This window comes from Vibrio sp. 1180_3 (genome assembly GCF_029478545.1).
GTDB lineage: Bacteria > Pseudomonadota > Gammaproteobacteria > Enterobacterales > Vibrionaceae > Vibrio > Vibrio aestuarianus.
This window is the reverse complement of the sequence record NZ_SJFM01000026.1, coordinates 16,261-36,551: the sequence shown is the minus strand read 5'-3', so window position 1 is coordinate 36,551 and position 20,291 is coordinate 16,261. Positions and strand designations below refer to the sequence as shown.

The window sequence follows — 20,291 nt, the reverse complement described above, 5'->3', positions numbered from 1 at the left end:
TTTTAATCCTTCTACGTTTCAGAGTTAACACATATCCTTCTTTCTGTATCCACTCACGTGTCCTACTTATCTAACAGACACGATTAACGTGTGTAATAAAGGAATATCGCAATGAGCAAAATCTACGAAGACAACTCTTTAACTATTGGTAACACACCTTTAGTTCGCCTAAACAAAGTCAGTAATGGCAAAGTGCTTGCTAAAATTGAAGCTCGCAACCCTAGCTTCAGTGTTAAATGTCGTATCGGCGCGAATATGATTTGGGAAGCGGAGAAAGCAGGTACTCTTAAACCTGGTGTTGAACTAGTAGAACCAACCAGTGGTAACACCGGCGTTGCCCTTGCGTTTGTTGCGGCAGCCCGCGGTTATAAACTGACCCTAACTATGCCAGAATCAATGAGCTTAGAGCGCCGCAAATTATTGAAAGCTTTAGGTGCAAACTTAGAATTAACCGAAGCTGCAAAAGGTATGAAAGGCGCGATCGCTAGAGCCGAAGAAATCGTGGCAAGTAACCCAGAGAAATTCTTGCTGCTGCAACAATTCAATAACCCTGCAAACCCACAAATTCACGAAAAAACCACAGGTCCTGAAATTTGGGATGCAACCGACGGTGAAATTGATGTATTTGTCGCAGGTGTGGGCACAGGCGGCACATTGACTGGAACAAGTCGTTACATAAAAGGTGAAAAAGGCAAAGCGATTATCTCTGTTGCCGTTGAACCTGCCGAGTCACCGGTCATAGCACAAGCGATTGCAGGTGAAGAAATCAAGCCGGCTCCACATAAAATCCAAGGTATCGGCGCTGGTTTCATTCCAGGAAACTTAGATTTATCTCTAATTGACCGTGTTGAACCTGTCACTTCTGACGAAGCGATTGCTATGGCACGACGTCTTATGGAAGAGGAAGGTATTCTCGCTGGAATTTCGTCTGGAGCAGCTGTTGTCGCGGCCAACAGATTAGCAGAACTACCTGAATTTGCTGGAAAAACTATTGTTACCATACTCCCAAGTTCTGGTGAGCGTTATCTAAGCACCGCACTCTTTGCCGGTATATTTACCGAGAAAGAGAACCAGCAGTAATATGTGGTCAAATCAATTTTTCGTTTAAAAAAGCCCCGTTCAGGGGCTTTTTTGTTGATCCCTGCCTCTCCTTTGGTAATATCAGCAATGTTTTATTTTAAGCTTCAAAATAAAGAAGTCAGAAACGTATTTCAGAACAATGGCGAACGACAACATAGATTGAAATCGCGATTGTACTATTTTAGACCAGTATCAGTTCTGACACGTAAACGACGTCGATGCACTAGCAGAATCGTCAATTAGCGGTTAAGCTGTTCTGGTTGAGAAACTAACAAAAAATAAATCAATTGGGGTATATAACATGTACGAGAAGCAAGTAGAAATCACTGCAGAAAACGGTCTTCACACGCGTCCTGCTGCGCAATTCGTTAAAGAAGCGAAAGCATTCGATGCTGACATCACTGTGACTTCTAATGGCAAAAGCGCAAGTGCTAAAAGCCTTTTCAAACTTCAAACACTAGGCCTAGTAAAAGGCACTGTTGTGACTATTTCTGCTGAAGGCCCTCAAGCTCAGCAAGCGGTAGATCACCTAGTAGCTCTAATGGACCAACTACACTAATCCGGTCCTCTATTTTCAAAGCCATTTTGTGAAAACAAAGTGGCTTTGTTGGAAATAGACTAAACTTTGGGCTATTAATTATCGTTAGCGCAATAGTACACACCCTCCCGTTTACAGTTGACCAAGTTAAGGTAAGGCTATGATTTCAGGCATCCTAGCATCTCCAGGCATTGCTTTCGGTAAAGCACTGCTACTTCAAGAAGATGAAATTGTCCTAAATACTCACTCTATTTCAGAAGCTCAAGTAGAAGACCAAGTTAAGTGTTTTTATGATGCACGTAACAAATCTTCTGCTCAGTTAGAAGTGATTAAACAAAAAGCACTTGAAACGTTTGGTGAAGAAAAAGAAGCCATCTTCGAAGGCCACATCATGTTGCTTGAAGATGAAGAGCTAGAAGAAGAGATTTTAGCACTCATCAAAAATGACAAAATGCATGCAGATAACGCGATCTATACCGTGATCGAAGAACAAGCTGCTGCACTCGAATCTCTTGATGACGAGTACTTAAAAGAACGTGCAACAGATATCCGTGATATCGGCTCTCGCTTCGTTAAGAATGCTCTTGGTATCAATATCGTTTCACTTAGCGATATCAACGAAGAAGTTATTCTTGTTGCTTACGATCTAACACCATCTGAAACTGCACAAATCAACCTTGATTACGTGTTGGGCTTTGCTTGTGATATTGGTGGTCGTACATCTCACACTTCAATTATGGCTCGTTCACTTGAACTTCCAGCGATTGTTGGTACTAACGACATCACTAAAAAAGTGAAAAATGGCGATATGCTTGTTCTTGATGCTATGAACAACAAAATCATCATTAATCCTTCAGAAGCACAGCTTGAAGAAGCGAAAAAAATTCGTGATGACTTTGCCGCTGAAAAAGAAGAGCTAGCAAAACTTAAAGACCTCCCTGCTATTACACTAGACGGACATCAAGTTGAAGTGTGCGGTAACATCGGTACCGTAAAAGACTGCGATGGTATCTTACGTAATGGTGGTGAAGGCGTCGGTCTATACCGAACTGAATTCCTATTCATGGATCGTGATGCCCTACCAACTGAAGATGAGCAATACCAAGCTTATAAAGAAGTTGCAGAAGCAATGCACGGTGAAGCGGTTATTATCCGTACCATGGATATTGGTGGTGATAAAGATCTGCCATACATGGATCTACCAAAAGAGATGAACCCATTCTTGGGTTGGCGTGCTGTTCGCATCAGCCTTGATCGCCGTGAAATTCTCCGCGATCAACTACGTGGTATTCTACGTGCATCTGCACACGGCAAACTACGCATCATGTTCCCAATGATCATCTCTGTTGAAGAAATTCGTGAACTTAAGAGTGCAATCGAAGAGTACAAAGCAGAACTTCGTGCTGAAGGTCTTGCTTTCGACGAGAATATCGAAATCGGCGTCATGGTTGAAACACCAGCTGCCGCAGCTATCGCTCATCACTTAGCGAAAGAAGTGTCATTCTTCTCTATCGGTACTAACGATTTGACTCAGTACACGTTAGCGGTTGACCGTGGTAACGAGATGATTTCTCATCTTTACAATCCACTATCACCAGCAGTACTGACGGTGATTAAACAAGTTATCGATGCATCTCATGCTGAAGGCAAGTGGACTGGCATGTGTGGCGAGCTCGCAGGTGATGAACGCGCAACGCTTCTGCTACTAGGCATGGGACTTGACGAGTTCTCTATGAGCGGTATTTCTATCCCGACAGTGAAGAAAGTCATTCGTAATTCAAACTTTGCAGACGTGAAAGCAATGGCTGAAGAAGCACTTTCTCTTCCAACTGCTGCAGAGATTGAAGCTTGCGTAGACAAATTCATCGCAGAGAAAACTCAATAATCTGCCGATACCAATGACCTAGACGACTAAAAGTAGTCGTCTAATCTCAATGATTGGTATACTATAAATCGACAGAATTAAACTAAACGTTAGGAGCATGACACAATGGGTCTGTTTGACAAACTTAAAAAGCTAGTATCTGACGACAGCGCAGATGCGGGTGCAATCGAAATCATCGCACCTCTTTCTGGTGAAATCGTAAATATTGAAGATGTGCCAGATGTTGTTTTCGCTGAGAAAATCGTTGGTGATGGTATTGCCATCAAACCATCTGGTAACAAGATGGTAGCTCCTGTAAATGGTACTATCGGTAAAATCTTCGAAACAAACCACGCATTCTCAATCGAGTCTGACGATGGTGTTGAGCTATTTGTTCACTTCGGTATCGATACTGTTGAACTGAAAGGCGAAGGCTTCACTCGCATTGCACAAGAAGGCCAAGCTGTTAAAGCTGGCGATACTGTAATCGAATTCGATCTAGCGCTTTTAGAAGAGAAAGCAAAATCAACTTTGACTCCAGTTGTTATCTCTAACATGGATGAAATCAAAGAGTTGAACAAACTTTCTGGTTCTGTAACTGTAGGTGAAACTCCAGTTCTACGCGTAACTAAGTAACCCTATTGGTTATCGTCATTGTTATGTAAAAAAACGCTGCTTTTGAGCAGCGTTTTTTGTTGTATTCAATTTATGACATCTTGGACCTAAATTCACTCTGTTGATGCCATACCCAAACTACTTGAAGTTGCAGGTAGGCGGCAAGTGAGTTTATCCCCATGAGCATAGATAAACTATGTGATTGGGGTGAACGAATGTAGCCAACACAGCTGCAGCTTCAAGTGGGAAGGGTATATACAGCCTAAAGCCCTAAAGCGTACTTCAACACTTGACCTTTAACTGGACCTGAGTGCTCTGCCAACTTCAATACCGCATTACGAAGCAGCTTAACTGGCGGAACTTGGTTGCTGAATGTCTTATAAAACAGATCCATTCCCGTTTGCATCAACAAGTTATCTGGGTAACGTCGACATTGATACTCATACAGCAAGTCATCAGACAATCGAGCTTTTCCTTCAGTAACATTCAATAATACCTTGGCATCTTTCAAACCAAGATTCACCCCTTGCCCTGCTAACGGGTTGATAGTGTGCGCCGCATCACCGACCACAACACATTGTCGTTTTGAGTATTGCTGAGCATGACGCCGAGTAAGAGGAAACGCCCCCCACTTCAACACCTTGATATCACCTAGCTCTTGTGGAAAGTGAGATAATATTTCACCTCTGAGCGCGTCTGCGTCCAAGGCACATAGTTGACGAATGCGCGCTGGAGAGTCATACCAAACCAAAGAAGCTTGCTGACCGAGCAAAGGAAGAAATGAACGAGGTCCTGAAGGAAAAAACTGCTGCCAGGTGATATCTTGTTGAGGCATTTCGGTTTCCACATTGATAAGCATACATTGTTGGCGATAGTCCCAAGCCGTAACACCAATATGAGCAAGTTGGCGCACCTTGGAGTTAGCCCCATCAGCACCGACCACCCATTGGGCTTTGAGTGATTTTCCTGACTGCAAATGCACAGTGTTAAGCTCATCAAAATCAATACATTCTAGCTTCTCAGGGCAAAGTAACGTTAGGTTTGAATAGTGTTCGAACTGTTGCCATAACCCCAACTGTATGAGCCTATTTTCAACCATATAACCAAGCTGTGGTAAGGCTAAATCCTCGCTATTAAATCGCGTTCGGCATTCTGGGTGCTCCCAGGTTTCTAAACGACGGTATGGACATGTTCTCATGCGAGCAATAGACTCCCAAGCCCCCAAAGACTCCAATAGCTGAACCGATGTTTGTGAAATAGCAGAAATACGCAAATCAAAGGCTTGCGAAGCATCAAATGCTTCAGGGATGCAACTTTCAATAACCGCGACTGTGCGTCCTTGTTTAGCAAAACCAAGCGCAACAGCAGCACCTACCATGCCACCACCAACGATCACTACGTCAAAATTATCCATTATTTACACTTTTCATTCTGATTTTTGGGCTGTTTTTCATTGTACGTTCCTCAGACATTTTTGCTAATTTTTTTCATCAAAAACCTTATTAAAAACATGGCAAAACCCTAGATACAGCCTTGTATAGAATAGATTTCGCTGGATCACTAGTCAGTGACTTTTTAAAGCAGTACAATACGCGGCTACCGCTGATATGGCGGCTATAATTTGAGCATGGCTCAACGAATTTAGACAAACAAAATGAGCGGAAGTGAGATGAGTAAGAAACTGCTAATTAAAACCTGGGGCTGCCAGATGAATGAATACGATTCATCAAAAATGGCCGACCTGCTTAACGCTGCAAACGGCTATGAGCTAACGGAAGAGCCAGAGGAAGCAGATGTACTATTACTTAACACCTGTTCAATCCGTGAAAAAGCGCAAGAAAAGGTTTTCCACCAACTAGGTCGTTGGAAAACGCTAAAAGATAAAAAACAGGGCGTTGTGATTGGTGTTGGCGGTTGTGTGGCAACACAAGAAGGCGATCATATTCGTGAACGAGCGCCATTCGTTGATGTTATTTTTGGCCCACAAACGCTACACCGTTTACCTGAAATGATTAAACAATCACAAACCAACGCCGGGCCGGTGATGGATATCTCCTTCCCTGAAGTTGAGAAATTTGACTGTCTACCAGAGCCAAAAGCAGACGGTGCGACCGCTTTTGTTTCTATCATGGAAGGCTGTTCAAAATATTGCACTTACTGCGTAGTGCCATACACTCGCGGCGAAGAAGTAAGCCGTCCAATGGATGACGTGTTGTACGAAATCGCCCAACTTGCTGAGCAAGGTGTACGCGAAGTCAACCTACTTGGTCAGAATGTTAATGCCTATCGTGGCCCAATGCACGATGGCGAAATCTGCTCTTTTGCAGAACTATTACGTTTGGTCGCTTCGATTGATGGTATTGATCGCATTCGCTTCACAACCAGTCATCCGCTTGAATTTACCGATGACATCATTGCTGTTTATGAAGATACACCAGAGCTAGTGAGCTTCCTGCATCTTCCAGTACAAAGTGGTTCAGACCGAATTTTAACCATGATGAAGCGCCCACACACCGCGATTGAATACAAATCGATCATTCGTAAATTGCGTAAAGCTCGTCCAGATATTCAAATTAGCTCAGACTTCATTGTTGGCTTCCCAGGTGAAAGTGACAAAGATTTCCAAGACACGATGAAGCTAATTAAAGACGTTGATTTCGATATGAGCTTCAGTTTTATTTTTTCTCCACGCCCAGGTACACCTGCTGCTGACTATCCTTGTGATTTGTCTGAAGAAGTTAAAAAAGAGCGCCTGTACGAACTACAACAAACGGTCAATGCGCAAGCCATGCGTTATTCACGTTTAATGCTTGGTACTGAGCAACGCGTTCTAGTTGAAGGCCCATCGAAAAAGAACTTGATGGAACTTCGTGCGCGCACAGAAAATAACCGCGTTGTAAACTTTGAAGGTTCTGCCGATCTCATTGGTCAATTCGTTGATGTGAAGATCGTAGACGTATTTGCTAACTCACTACGTGGTGAATTAGTGCGTACAGAAAAAGATATGGACCTTCGCACCATGATTTCTCCTACTCAAATGATGGCGCAGACTCGTCGTGAAGATGAGCTAGGAGTAGCAACGTTTACACCTTAGGTTTACAATAATTCCATATGGCACCCGGTCCAAATCGGGTGCTATTAAATGGCAAACTGAGAGGCAACATTGAGCAATAAAATTGTGACGCTAGAGATAGATCTAGAACCTTCAGATAACCGCCGCCTTGCCAGTCTGTGCGGTCCATTCGATGACAACATCAAGCATTTAGAGCGCCGTTTAGGTGTCGAAATCAACCATCGCAGCCAGTTTTTCACCATTGTCGGCCAACCTCATACCGCAGCCGCTGCTTTAGATATTATTAAATCTTTATACGTTGATACCGCACCTGTCCACGGTAATATTCCCGACATCGAGCCTGAACAAATCCACTTAGCGATCAAAGAATCAGGCATCCTTGAACAAAACTCGGAAGCGGTCATTGAACATGGTAAAGAAGTGTTCATTAAAACCAAAAAAGGTGTCATAAAACCGCGCACACCGAATCAGGCTCAGTACTTAGTTAACATGGTCACTCATGACATCAGTTTCGGGATTGGGCCAGCCGGTACAGGGAAAACATACTTAGCCGTTGCCGCAGCCGTTGATGCACTTGAACGCCAAGAAATTCGCAGAATTTTGCTGACTCGGCCTGCAGTTGAAGCTGGCGAGAAACTCGGTTTTCTACCGGGAGATCTAAGCCAAAAAGTTGACCCTTATTTGCGACCACTCTACGACGCTTTGTTTGAAATGCTCGGCTTTGAACGAGTAGAAAAGCTGATTGAGCGTAATGTGATTGAAGTGGCTCCGCTCGCTTACATGCGTGGACGCACGCTTAACGACGCTTTTATTATTTTGGATGAAAGCCAAAATACCACCGTTGAACAGATGAAAATGTTTTTGACTCGGATTGGGTTTAATTCTCGCGCCGTGATCACCGGCGATGTCACCCAAATTGACTTACCTCGCGGTGCTCGTTCTGGCCTTAGACATGCCATTGAAGTACTCAATGAAGTCGATGAAATCAGTTTCAACTTCTTCCTTGCCGACGACGTCGTTCGTCACCCAGTCGTAGCACGTATCGTCAACGCCTATGAAAAATGGGAAGCGAAAGATCAAAAAGAACGAAAAGCTAATGAGCAACGTCGACGAGAAGAGCGCGAAGCAAAAGTCGTCGACACGATAAACGCTGAATTGTTAGAAACTGAAAAAACGACTGGTGAACAATGAGTATCGAACTAGATTTACAATTAGCGGTCGAATCAGAACAAGGTTTACCTACTTTTAATGATTTTAGCCAGTGGCTCAATAAAGCGGTAACACCATTTCAGACTCAAGCAGAAGTGACCATTCGTGTGGTTGATGTCCAAGAAAGTCAGCAACTCAATCGCGAATACCGTGGAAAAGATAAGCCAACCAACGTGCTTTCTTTCCCTTTTGAAGCACCGCCGGGAATGGAAATCGATTTGCTCGGTGACCTCGTTATTTGTCGCCAAGTAGTAGAACAAGAAGCCCAAGAGCAAAACAAGCCATTGATGGCACACTGGGCGCATATGGTTGTACACGGCAGCCTGCATCTGTTAGGTTATGATCATATCGAAGATGACGAAGCTGAAGAGATGGAGTCTCTCGAAACAGAAATCATGCTTGATATGGGCTTTGAAGACCCATACATTGCAGAAAAAGAATAGCTTAAAAGCAAGAGCTTTAAAGCTGTACCTGACTGGCAGGTACAAATATGTGTGCTATCACACATCTGATAGCGTGAATAATTAGAGAAACAATGAACGAAGATAACCCCCAGAATTCTGAAGGTCCGAGTAGAAAGTCCTTCTTTGAACGCCTAGGCCAATTATTTCAAGGTGAGCCCAAAGATCGCCAAGAGCTTGTAGATGTCATCCGCGACTCCGAAATAAATGACCTAATCGACCATGACACCCGTGATATGTTGGAAGGTGTGATGGAGATTTCTGAGATGCGCGTGCGAGATATTATGATCCCACGCTCACAAATGGTCACTGTTGATAAAAATGCTAACTTGGATGCTTTAATTGCGCTGATTACAGACGCTCAGCACTCACGTTATCCGATTATCAGTGAAGACAAAGACCATGTTGAAGGTATTCTACTTGCGAAGGACTTACTTAAATATTTGGGTTCAGAAAGCGCACCATTTGACATTTTAGAAGTGATTCGCCCAGCCGTGGTTGTGCCGGAAAGTAAGCGAGTTGACCGATTGCTGAAAGAGTTTCGTGAAGAACGTTACCATATGGCGATCGTCGTTGATGAATTTGGTGGGGTATCTGGTCTTGTAACCATTGAAGATATTTTGGAAGAAATCGTCGGCGATATTGAAGACGAGTTCGATGACGAAGAACAGCTTGATATTCGTAAGCTCAGCAAGCATACATTTGCGGTTAAAGCACTAACAACCATTGAAGACTTTAATGATGCTTTTGGCTCTAACTTCAGTGATGAAGAAGTCGATACCGTAGGTGGACTAGTCATGACTGCATTTGGTCATTTGCCAAGCCGTGGTGAAGTGGTTGAGATCGAAAACTATAGTTTCAAAGTCACCGCAGCAGACAGCCGTAGAGTTGTTCAACTACAAGTCACCATCCCTGATCTTGAAACTCTTCCTGTCACCACAGAAGAATAACCAATATCCATTCTTACTGAAGTAAGTACATTAGAATGACAAAAGATGATTAAAGCATTTATTCATCGCCTAAAGCGGCCGTTAGCGGCCGCTTTTGTTGGCGTATTAACCCCTTTAGCTTTTGCTCCTTACCAATTTTGGCCACTTGCCATCATCAGCCCCGTACTCTTGTTACTACTGATTAACCAACAATCAACTAGAAAAGCCACCGTAATAGGCTATGCATGGGGGTTAGGTTTCTTCGCCTTTGGTATCAGTTGGGTACACGTCAGCATCGACACATTTGGCGGTATGCCAAAAATCGCTAGCCTATTTTTGATGTCACTATTGGTCGGATATTTAGCCATCTACACTGGGTTATTTGCCGGTCTTTTAAACCGTTTTTTCCCGAAAAATAATCTCACTCGCTTTTTCTTAGCCGCGCCAGCACTTTGGTTACTCACCGACTGGTTAAGAGGGTGGGTGATGACCGGATTTCCTTGGCTGTGGTTAGGCTATAGCCAAATCGATAGCCCCCTGGCCAGCTTTGCCCCATTAGGGGGTGTCGAGCTCATCACTTTGCTCGTTATCGTGTGTTCCAGTGCTATCGCGATGACGTTGCTTCAACGAGCATGGGCGCTGCTACTTATTCCTGCGATTATCTTTACCACTGGTTTTGGCTTAAGAAATATTGATTGGGTAACACTAGACCCTAGCTCAACCACCAAAATTGCACTCATCCAGGGTAATATCAATCAAGCTGTCAAATGGCACCCTAACCAACGTTGGCCAACCATTATGAAATATACCGACCTCAGCCGTGAAAACTGGGATGCGGATATTATCATTTGGCCAGAAGCAGCCATTCCAGCTTTCGAATTTGAGATCCCCTCTTTTCTGCATAACCTTGATAGCGCAGCAAAGATGAATAACAGCGCAATCATTACTGGTATATTGAACCAAGGACCTGAGAAAGAATTTTATAACAGCATACTGACGCTTGGTGAAACGCCTTATGGTGATTACACCTATGACCCAACCCTGCGCTATCACAAATATCACCTACTGCCCTTTGGTGAATTTGTCCCCTTTGAAAAATTCTTAAGGCCCATTGCTCCGTTTTTTAACTTACCAATGTCATCTTTTCATCGCGGAGAGTATGTTCAACCTAATATCATAGCGAATGGGAAACACCTCACTCCTGCGCTCTGTTATGAGATCATTTTTAGTGAGCAAGTACGAGCAAACGTCACAGACGATACCGACTTTATCTTAACGCTATCAAACGACGCTTGGTTCGGTCGATCTATTGGGCCATTACAGCATATGGAGATCGCCAGAATGCGCGCTCTTGAGCTAGGGAAGCCGTTAATACGTTCAACCAATAACGGCGTCACAGCGGTCACGGATCATAAGGGTAACATCCTCAAACAACTGCCTCAGTTTGAAACTGGCGTACTTAAAACAGAGCTGACCTCAACAACAGGTCATACCCCTTATCGAACCATTGGAACTTGGCCTTTGTATATTTGGGTCTTCTTAAGCTTACTTTGTGGGTGGCGATGGAAGAGCTAATAGTGCTCAGTTAAAATGAAACAAAGGCGCTTAGTGCGCCTTTGAAATCACAGATAGCCAAAGCACATCACTATTATGGTTTTAATGGCAACCTGGTAAAGGCAGTTTTCCCACATTGGATACAAGCTACAATTTCCGTTGGATGGTTGTATTCCGTTTTTTGCCCACAATGGTCGCAAACTAATACACCTAAACCAATCATCTCACCTGCCTGATATAAACCTTGTCGCTCTAAGTCTTGAAATAGCTCAACCCATTCCACTTTCGTACGATCAGTAATATCTAGCAATCCTTGCCAAATTGAGTTTGCGATCATCAACGAAAACGGGCTACTTCGACTCTCTTCAAAATTATCCGCGAACTCTTTCAAATCAGCTTTAACGTAAGCCGAAATCAACGCCAACTCATCTTTGGTCATATCGTTCGCTGCATCAACAACTTTGCCCGATGTATGCAAAACATTTGATACTTCATCTGGGCTATGTTTGAGTGTTTCTATCACATCATCAACAATCTCTTCATAACTCGCTTTACGTTTTGGCATTAGTGACCTCCATCAAACTAGATTGGCTATTGTTGTGTACCCTTGCTTTAGGTATTCTATGTCGATCAATTAGAATCTGTTCTAACCGAACTCACAAATTCCAAGATAACCGGATATCATCGATGCAAGAGCAATATAACCCGCAAGATATTGAACAAAAAGTTCAGCAGCACTGGGATGACAACAAGACCTTTGTGGTAAGTGAAGACCCAAATAAAGAAAAATTCTACTGTCTCTCTATGTTTCCTTACCCAAGTGGTCGACTGCACATGGGTCACGTGCGCAACTATACCATCGGTGATGTAGTCTCTCGCTTCCAACGTCTGCAAGGCAAAAATGTAATGCAGCCAATTGGCTGGGACGCTTTTGGCCTTCCGGCAGAAAATGCCGCAGTAAAAAACAAAACTGCGCCAGCTCCGTGGACTTATGAAAACATTGAGTACATGAAAAATCAGCTTAAGCTTCTTGGCTTTGGTTATGATTGGAGCCGTGAATTCGCAACATGTACTCCTGAATACTATCGTTGGGAACAAGAGTTCTTCACTAAGCTTTACGAACAAGGCCTTGTTTACAAAAAGACCTCGTCAGTGAACTGGTGTCCAAATGACCAAACAGTACTTGCTAATGAGCAAGTGGAAGATGGCTGTTGTTGGCGTTGTGATACCCCTGTGGAACAAAAAGAGATCCCACAGTGGTTCATCAAAATCACGGCTTACGCACAAGAGCTATTGGACGATCTCGACAAACTTGACGGTTGGCCTGAAATGGTTAAAACCATGCAACGTAACTGGATTGGCCGCTCTGAAGGTGTTGAGCTTAAGTTTGCCGTTCAGGATCATTCAGATCTTGAAGTCTATACCACGCGTCCAGACACATTAATGGGTGTAACCTACGTGGGTATCGCTGCGGGTCACCCGCTAGCGACTATTGCAGCTCAAAATAACCCAGCATTAGCCGCATTCATCGACGAATGTAAGAATACGAAAGTAGCTGAAGCAGAACTGGCTACGATGGAAAAGAAAGGTATGGATACAGGCTTAACCGCTATCCATACGCTCAATGGGCGTGAAGTACCTATCTATATCGCAAACTTTGTGTTGATGGATTACGGCACTGGCGCGGTGATGGCTGTACCCGCTCATGATCAGCGTGACTATGAGTTCGCCACTAAATACGGCTTAGATATCATTCCAGTGATCAAACCTGAAGATGGTTCTGATGTGGATGTATCAGAAGCCGCTTATACCGAAAAAGGGGTTCTGTTTGATTCAGGTGAATTTGATGGCCTTAATTTCCAAGCAGCATTTGATGCAATCTCAGCCAAACTAGAAACTGAAGGAAAAGGCAAGAAGACTGTTAACTTCCGTCTACGTGACTGGGGCGTATCTCGTCAACGTTACTGGGGTGCACCAATCCCAATGGTGACGACTGAAGATGGCCAAGTTCATTCAGTACCAGCAGATCAACTGCCAGTCATTCTTCCTGAAGATGTAGTTATGGATGGGGTTACAAGCCCAATCAAAGCCGATAAAGAGTGGGCCAAAACCACCTTCAATGGTGAACCAGCACTGCGTGAGACCGATACTTTCGATACCTTTATGGAGTCGTCTTGGTACTACGCTCGCTACTGTTCACCACAAGCAGACGATATTCTAGACCCAGCAAAAGCTAACTACTGGTTACCGGTGGATCAATACATCGGTGGTATTGAACACGCGTGCATGCACTTACTGTACTCACGCTTCTTCCACAAACTTTTGCGTGATGCTGGTTACGTCACTTCTGACGAACCATTCAAGCAACTATTGTGTCAAGGTATGGTGCTTGCGGATGCTTTCTATCATACCAATGAGAAAGGCACTAAAGAATGGATAGCACCGACGGATGTGAAAGTTGACCGTGATGGTAAAGGTCGTATCACACAAGCAATTGATAACCAAGGCCGTAGCGTTGAGCACTCAGGCATGATCAAAATGTCTAAGTCAAAAAACAACGGTATTGATCCACAAGAGATGGTTGACAAATACGGTGCTGATACAGTTCGTCTATTTATGATGTTTGCTTCTCCTGCTGATATGACATTGGAATGGCAAGAGTCTGGCGTTGAAGGCGCAAACCGTTTCCTAAAACGTGTTTGGAAATTGGTTGGTGAACACACAGCAAAAGGTGCAGCAGAAGCGGTTGACGCCGCAACACTCTCTGGTGAGCAAAAAGCGCTTCGTCGTGAAGTACATAAAACCATTGCGAAAGTGACTGATGATATTGCTCGTCGACAAACTTTCAATACAGCAATCGCAGCTATCATGGAGCTAATGAATAAGCTGACAAAAGCACCACAAGAGTCAGCACAAGATCGCGCTATTCTTGATGAAGCCATGAAAGCGGTAGTAAGCATGCTTTACCCAATCACTCCACACATCTGTTTTGAAATGTGGAATGCGCTCGGTGAATCAAATGTAGATAACGCTACTTGGCCCACTTACGATGAATCAGCACTAGTCGAAGATGAAAAACTGATTGTATTGCAAGTCAACGGCAAGCTACGTGGCAAACTGACTGTTGCCGCAGACGCAACCAAAGATCAGGTTGAAACACTTGGTTTAGCGGATGAAAACGTAATGAAATTTACCGATGGATTGACGATTCGTAAAGTAATCTACGTACCCGGTAAATTGCTCAACATCGTAGCAAACTAAGACATTATCACGGTAATGGATTAGTTTGCTATAAGTGCAAATTAAACAGGGTGGCTCGCTACCCTGTTTACTTATTTTAGTTTATCTGACTACATAATATTTCCTCTCCAGTAATGCTCTTAAGCAAGTAACCTGATGAGGTAAACTAAAATAAGTAAATAACATATGAGAATTTAAATCTAATGCGCCTTATCCCTTCTTCCTCATTGAAGTTAATCTCTGTACTCGCATTGACGACTCTACTTTCAGCGTGTGGTTTTCATCTTCGTGGCGATTACTCGGTGCCCGAAGAGTTGCACAGAATGTCATTAACCAGTTATGACCAATACAGCACCTTTACCCGTATGGTGAAAAACCAACTGCGCGTGACTGAAATAGAGCTAGTCTCACCGGCAAAAGATGTACCTAATTTACACCTACTTAGTGAAGGCGTGGGAGAACGGACGCTTTCTTTATATCAAAACACTCGCGCGGCTGAAAAAGAGTTAACGTTTAACGCCTCTTACCGCGTGACTGTCCCTGATGTAGGAACAAAAGTGTTTTCGACCAGCGTTACCCGCAGCTATCTAGATAACCCACTGACAGCACTCGCTAAATCCGTAGAGCGCGATATGATCGAAGATGAAATGCGTAAAGTTGCCGCCAGCCAAATCTTACGTCAAATGGCTCGTTTAAAAGCTAATATTGCGGCCAGTGAGATGATGCTTGAAGCGCAAGAAAACGAACAAATGCAAACCATCGAAAAGCAGTACGATATACAAACGATTGAAGGCGAATTAGCCCCAACCAATCAATCAAACTAGGTCGTGGTAATGAGAATATTTGCTGACAAATTGGCTGATCATCTAAATAAGCAACTAGTGAACATCTATTTGTTGTTTGGCAACGAGCCACTTTTGTTACAAGAATCTCGCCTTGCTATTCAAAAAAAAGCTCAGCAGCATGGCTTTGAAGAACGCCACCGCTTTGCTGCTGATTCCAATTTAAATTGGCCTGATGTTTATGATTGCTGTCAGTCTCTAAGCCTCTTTTCTAGTCGACAGATCATAGAAATAGAGTTACCGGAAGCCGGTGCTAACGCTGCGATTGCCAAGGAGTTACTCTCGCTAAGTGAGTCACTTCATGACGATATTTTGCTGGTCATCATTGGGGGTAAATTAACCAAGGCACAAGAAAGTGCAAAATGGTTTAAAACGCTCTCAGCTCAAGGTTGTTGGGTCAGTTGCTTAACGCCTGACATGCAAAAATTGCCACAATTTGTCATGATGCGCTGCCGCGCTCTCGGTCTAACGCCGGACAAAGAAGCGGTTCAAATGCTCGCTCAGTGGCATGAAGGGAATTTATTTGCACTCGCGCAAAGTTTAGAAAAACTTGCCCTGCTCTATCCTGATGGCCAACTGACTTTGATCCGTTTAGAAGAGTCACTCAGTAGACACAACCACTTCACTGTATTCCATTGGATTGACGCCTTATTAGAAGGGCAAGCGAACCGAGTACAGCGTATCTTGCGCCAATTGATCGCAGAAGAAACAGAATGCGTTATCCTTATTCGTAGTCTTCAAAAAGAGCTTTTATTATTGCTGCAAATGCAAAAAGAACTCTCGCAGATGACGTTAGGCGCTATTTTTGATAAACACAGAATATGGCAATCAAAACGTCCTTGGTATTCTGCCAGTTTAAAACGCTTGTCGAGCGTAAAATTACAGCAACTGATACAACAACTCAGCCAAGCTGAAATCATGGCTAAAACGCAGTATGACACCTCACCTTGGCCACTATTGCAGCAACTCAGTATTGAGTTTTGTTTACCTCAATCGGGCTTGTCAAAGTTGGCCTAAAAGCGTGATATACTGCGCTCCATTTTTCTTTCGCCTTAAATTTGTTCTTATAGGAGAGCACCTTTGCAACACCACGAATTAAAAGACTTTCTTGCAGATAAAGCTGATGATATGAAAGCGCTAGATATCAAAACATTGGATGTAAAAGGAAAATCCAGCATTACCGATTATATGATCATCTGCACTGGCACATCGAAAAGACATGTTGCTTCTATTGCTGAGCACGTCTCTAGCGAGGTAAAAAAAGTCGGTCTTGAACCTTTGGGCATGGATGGTGAAGCTGAAGGTGAATGGGTGGTCCTAGACATGGGCAGCAGCATGTTGCATGTTATGCAAGAAGAGCATCGAGAACTGTACCAACTAGAAAAGCTCTGGAGCTAAACGTTGAAAATTCAACTGATCGCCGTTGGGACAAAAATGCCCAAGTGGGTCGAAGAAGGCTTCCAAGAATATCGCCGCCGCTTTCCGCACGACATGCCCCTAGAGCTGATTGAAATACAAGCAGGAAAACGAGGGAAAAACGCTGATATTGCAAGAATTTTGCAAAAAGAAGGCGAAGCCATGTTGGCGGCAGTGCCAAAAGGTAATCGAATTGTTACACTCGATATTCCAGGCAAGCGCTGGGATACAGAACAGCTCGCTGGGCAGTTAGAAAGTTGGAAATTAGATGCTCGTGATGTTTCGATTTTGATTGGCGGCCCAGAAGGGCTCTCCCCTGCATGCAAAGCGGCAGCCGAACAAAGCTGGTCTCTATCGCCGTTGACTCTCCCTCACCCTCTTGTGCGAGTGGTTATGGCTGAGAGTTTGTATCGAGCTTGGAGCATTACCGCGAACCATCCTTACCACCGAGAATAAATATACATGTTGCGTAATCGTAGCCAAATTCGTGACTACCAAGCTGAAGCTCGCCTTTTTCGAAACCGAGCGATTGCAGCTTTCATTGGTATTGTAGTTTTGGTGGGCATTTTGCTCACCAATTTATATCACATCCAAATTAATCAATATCAAGATTACAAAACACGTTCCAACGATAACCGAATTAAAGTTGTTCCCATCGCTCCCAATCGCGGGTTGATCTACGATCGTAATGGCGTTCTTTTAGCAGAAAACCGCCCGGTATTTAACCTCGAAATCACTCCAGAACAAGTGAAAAATATGGCTGAGACCATTGCTCGCTTGCAAGATATTCTCGAAATATCACCAGAGAAAATTGCGACTTTTGAAAAAGAGCGACGACAAACCCGACGCTTTAATTCCATCCCTATTTTGACTCAATTGACTCAAGAACAAGTGGCCATTTTTTCCGTTAATCAGCATCGATTTCCTGGAGTTTCCGTTACCGCCAACTTAAAGCGTTATTATCCTTACGGTGCAGTGCTGACTCATGTCATTGGCTATGTATCACGGATCAACGATAAAGACTTAGAACGCCTAGAACGTGAAGAAAAAGCGGCTAACTACCAGGCTACTCGTGATATTGGTAAATTGGGTATCGAGCGTTTCTACGAAGAAACCTTACATGGCATTGCTGGCTACCAAGAAGTGGAAGTCAACAGCCGTGGTCGTATCATCCGTACCTTAAAATACGTTCCCCCCGTTGCCGGTAAAGACATTGTTTTAAACCTGGATATCGACTTACAACTTTACGTGCATCAACTGCTTGATGGTCGTCGCGGCTCCGCTGTTGTGCTCGATCCCAAAGATAACGGCGTACTCGCTATGGTATCTAGCCCTAGTTATGACCCTAACGCTTTCGTTCATGGTATCTCTGGTAAAGCGTACAACGCGCTTCTGACCGATAAAAACAGGCCATTGGTTAACCGCGCAACACTGGGCATTTATCCACCCGCCTCTACTGTTAAACCATTTATTGCCGTGTCAGCCTTAGAAGAGGGCGTGATAACGACCAAAACAGTGCGCAACGATCCAGGCTATTGGACAATACCTAACTCTAAAACCAAACCCTTCCGCGATTGGCTGCGTTGGGGGCATGGCAAAGTAGACATCACCAAAGCACTTGAAGAGTCTGTCGATACGTTCTTTTATCAAATCGCTTATGATATGGGGATCGACAGGCTTTCAGCTTGGATGATGCGCTTTGGCTTTGGTGATTACACCGGCATTGATATTTTTGAAGAAAGTAAAGCCAATATGCCAACGCGTGAGTGGAAAATGGCTCGCCACCGTACGCCGTGGTACCAAGGCGATACCATACCGGTTGGGATCGGACAAGGCTACTGGACAGCAACGCCAATGCAGATTGCCAAAGCAACCTCAGTATTAGTCAATCATGGTAAAGTTATCGCCCCTCACCTACTGCGTTCGACCATTAAAAATGGTGAAGAATTCAGTAAACAACAACTGTCTGATGTCGAAACGTACCCGCCAATTAACGAAGTGCCAAAACGTTATTGGGATATCGCCATTCACGGAATGGAATTAGTTAACCATGGGAAAAAAGGCACGGCGCGCCGCTCTTTTTACGGCTCAAAATATACCAGTGCAGGTAAATCAGGTACGGCACAAGTTTTCGGACTAGCAGAGAATCAAGAATATAATGCAGATGAGCTTGCAGAACACTTACGTGACCACGCACTGTTTACCGGTTTTGCCCCTGTAGAAGATCCAAAACTCGTGGTGACGATAGTACTAGAAAATGCAGGCGGAGGCTCTACTAATGGAGCCCCCGTTGTGCGTAAAGTGTTTGATAAAGCGCTATTGGGCGAAGAAACTAAGGCAGAAAAATAATGGAACTCGATCCTTCAACTGGCCAAAACCGAGCGCTATTTGAGCGCCTACATATCGATCTCCCACTGCTGCTTGGCATTTTGTTGCTGATGGGCTTTGGTTTGGTAGTGATGTACAGTGCCAGCGGTCAAAGTTTGGCCATGATGGACAGGCAAGCAATGCGCATGGCGCTCGCTCTTGGTGTGATGCTTATCCTTGCACAAGTATCCCCCCGCACTTATGAAGCGCTTGCCCCATTTCTGTTCTTTTGTGGTGTCGTATTACTACTAGGCGTACTGTTCTTTGGTGAATCATCTAAAGGGGCACAACGTTGGCTAAACCTTGGTTTTGTTCGCTTCCAGCCTTCAGAACTGCTTAAGCTTGCCGTACCACTCATGGTGGCTCGATATATCGGTAAACGAGCCCTTCCACCGAGTTTCAAAACACTGTTTATCGCTTTATTGATGGTTTTCATTCCAACAATTTTGATTGCCAAACAACCTGATCTAGGCACATCGATTTTGATTGCCGCATCAGGAATATTCGTTATTTTCCTTGCAGGGATAAGTTGGCGAATTATTTTTGCAGCCGCCGTTGCATTGGGCGCTTTTATTCCGGTGCTGTGGTTCTTTTTAATGCGTGAATACCAAAAGGTCCGAGTTCGCACACTGTTTAACCCAGAATCAGATCCGCTAGGTGCGGGATACCACATTATTCAGAGTAAAATTGCCATCGGCTCAGGTGGGATGTCAGGCAAAGGATGGCTACATGGTACGCAATCACAACTTGAGTTTTTACCCGAACGTCATACTGACTTTATCTTTGCCGTGATCGCCGAAGAATGGGGCATGATTGGTATCTTATGCTTGTTAGCTATTTACCTTTTCATTATCGGACGCGGCTTATACCTTGCTAGCAATGCACAAACAGCATTTGGCCGCATGATGGCAGGCAGTATTGTATTGAGCTTTTTTGTTTATATCTTTGTAAATATTGGCATGGTAAGTGGTATTTTACCTGTTGTGGGAGTGCCTCTTGCTTTGATCAGCTATGGTGGAACATCCATGGTAACACTGATGGCAGGGTTCGGGATTCTGATGTCCATTCATACACATAGAAACGCATTTTCAAAGGCGACTTAA

General features: G+C 44.0%; 18 protein-coding genes. 16 read left to right on the top strand and 2 right to left on the bottom strand.

Annotation, left to right across the window (positions count from 1 at the left end; all coding sequences use genetic code 11):
• Positions 1-111 precede the first annotated feature (111 nt).
• The 4 genes from cysK (at position 112) to crr (ending at position 4,118) form a co-directional block, all read left to right on the top strand.
• Positions 112-1,080 (top strand): cysteine synthase A, encoded by a 969-nt coding sequence (gene cysK / locus EYW48_RS15325; RefSeq protein WP_053310260.1) that lies wholly within the window; start codon positions 112-114, stop codon positions 1,078-1,080.
• A 301-nt stretch (positions 1,081-1,381) separates the two neighbouring features.
• On the top strand, positions 1,382-1,639 hold the full coding sequence (locus EYW48_RS15320; protein ID WP_011078325.1) for an HPr family phosphocarrier protein: 258 nt from the start codon (positions 1,382-1,384) through the stop codon (positions 1,637-1,639).
• A gap of 139 nt (positions 1,640-1,778) precedes the next feature.
• Entirely contained in the window at positions 1,779-3,503 is a 1,725-nt protein-coding gene (ptsI, locus tag EYW48_RS15315) for a phosphoenolpyruvate-protein phosphotransferase PtsI (protein ID WP_053310261.1), read from the top strand.
• Between the two features lie 105 nt (positions 3,504-3,608).
• A complete protein-coding gene (crr, locus tag EYW48_RS15310) occupies positions 3,609-4,118 on the top strand; it encodes a PTS glucose transporter subunit IIA (protein WP_053310262.1) in 510 nt (169 codons plus the stop codon).
• A gap of 241 nt (positions 4,119-4,359) precedes the next feature.
• On the opposite strand, the gene EYW48_RS15305 is transcribed toward crr, so the two are convergent.
• A complete protein-coding gene (locus tag EYW48_RS15305; protein ID WP_171980427.1) occupies positions 4,360-5,511 on the bottom strand; it encodes a 2-octaprenyl-3-methyl-6-methoxy-1,4-benzoquinol hydroxylase in 1,152 nt (383 codons plus the stop codon).
• Positions 5,512-5,766: 255 nt separating this feature from the next.
• Between EYW48_RS15305 and miaB the strand changes: the two genes are divergently transcribed.
• From miaB to lnt, 5 genes are all read left to right on the top strand, one after another.
• Positions 5,767-7,191, top strand: coding sequence for a tRNA (N6-isopentenyl adenosine(37)-C2)-methylthiotransferase MiaB (gene miaB / locus EYW48_RS15300; RefSeq protein WP_053310264.1), 1,425 nt, complete (start codon positions 5,767-5,769; stop codon positions 7,189-7,191).
• A gap of 69 nt (positions 7,192-7,260) precedes the next feature.
• Positions 7,261-8,361, top strand: a complete 1,101-nt coding sequence (locus tag EYW48_RS15295; RefSeq protein WP_053310265.1) for a PhoH family protein — start codon at positions 7,261-7,263, stop codon at positions 8,359-8,361.
• Positions 8,358-8,822 (top strand): rRNA maturation RNase YbeY, encoded by a 465-nt coding sequence (ybeY, locus tag EYW48_RS15290; protein WP_053310266.1) that lies wholly within the window; start codon positions 8,358-8,360, stop codon positions 8,820-8,822. Before EYW48_RS15295 ends, ybeY begins: the two co-directional genes overlap by 4 nt.
• 92 nt (positions 8,823-8,914) lie before the next feature.
• Positions 8,915-9,790 carry a CNNM family magnesium/cobalt transport protein CorC gene (corC, locus tag EYW48_RS15285; protein ID WP_053310267.1) on the top strand — a complete coding sequence of 292 codons (876 nt, stop codon included), beginning with the start codon at positions 8,915-8,917 and terminating at the stop codon, positions 9,788-9,790.
• 45 nt (positions 9,791-9,835) lie between these two features.
• Positions 9,836-11,344 carry an apolipoprotein N-acyltransferase gene (gene lnt, locus EYW48_RS15280; RefSeq protein WP_277432637.1) on the top strand — a complete coding sequence of 503 codons (1,509 nt, stop codon included), beginning with the start codon at positions 9,836-9,838 and terminating at the stop codon, positions 11,342-11,344.
• A 73-nt stretch (positions 11,345-11,417) separates the two neighbouring features.
• Here the strand turns inward: lnt and EYW48_RS15275 are convergent, their stop codons facing one another.
• The gene (locus EYW48_RS15275; RefSeq protein WP_274674781.1) at positions 11,418-11,888 is read right to left on the bottom strand and encodes a zinc ribbon-containing protein; all 471 of its coding nucleotides are present in this window, start codon (positions 11,886-11,888) and stop codon (positions 11,418-11,420) included.
• Positions 11,889-12,010: 122 nt separating this feature from the next.
• On the opposite strand from EYW48_RS15275, the gene leuS reads away from it, so the two are divergent.
• The 7 genes from leuS (at position 12,011) to rodA (ending at position 20,291) form a co-directional block, all read left to right on the top strand.
• Positions 12,011-14,584 (top strand): leucine--tRNA ligase, encoded by a 2,574-nt coding sequence (gene leuS, locus EYW48_RS15270; RefSeq protein ID WP_277432636.1) that lies wholly within the window; start codon positions 12,011-12,013, stop codon positions 14,582-14,584.
• A gap of 182 nt (positions 14,585-14,766) precedes the next feature.
• Positions 14,767-15,387: an LPS assembly lipoprotein LptE gene (gene lptE, locus EYW48_RS15265; RefSeq protein ID WP_274693481.1), complete on the top strand. Its 621-nt coding sequence runs from the start codon at positions 14,767-14,769 to the stop codon at positions 15,385-15,387.
• 9 nt (positions 15,388-15,396) lie between these two features.
• Positions 15,397-16,422 (top strand): DNA polymerase III subunit delta, encoded by a 1,026-nt coding sequence (gene holA, locus EYW48_RS15260; protein ID WP_053310272.1) that lies wholly within the window; start codon positions 15,397-15,399, stop codon positions 16,420-16,422.
• A gap of 63 nt (positions 16,423-16,485) precedes the next feature.
• Positions 16,486-16,803, top strand: coding sequence for a ribosome silencing factor (gene rsfS / locus EYW48_RS15255; RefSeq protein ID WP_053310273.1), 318 nt, complete (start codon positions 16,486-16,488; stop codon positions 16,801-16,803).
• Between the two features lie 3 nt (positions 16,804-16,806).
• Positions 16,807-17,277, top strand: coding sequence for a 23S rRNA (pseudouridine(1915)-N(3))-methyltransferase RlmH (gene rlmH / locus EYW48_RS15250; RefSeq protein ID WP_053310274.1), 471 nt, complete (start codon positions 16,807-16,809; stop codon positions 17,275-17,277).
• A gap of 6 nt (positions 17,278-17,283) precedes the next feature.
• A complete protein-coding gene (gene mrdA, locus EYW48_RS15245) occupies positions 17,284-19,170 on the top strand; it encodes a penicillin-binding protein 2 (protein WP_053310275.1) in 1,887 nt (628 codons plus the stop codon).
• Positions 19,170-20,291: a rod shape-determining protein RodA gene (rodA, locus tag EYW48_RS15240; RefSeq protein WP_261918020.1), complete on the top strand. Its 1,122-nt coding sequence runs from the start codon at positions 19,170-19,172 to the stop codon at positions 20,289-20,291. Before mrdA ends, rodA begins: the two co-directional genes overlap by 1 nt.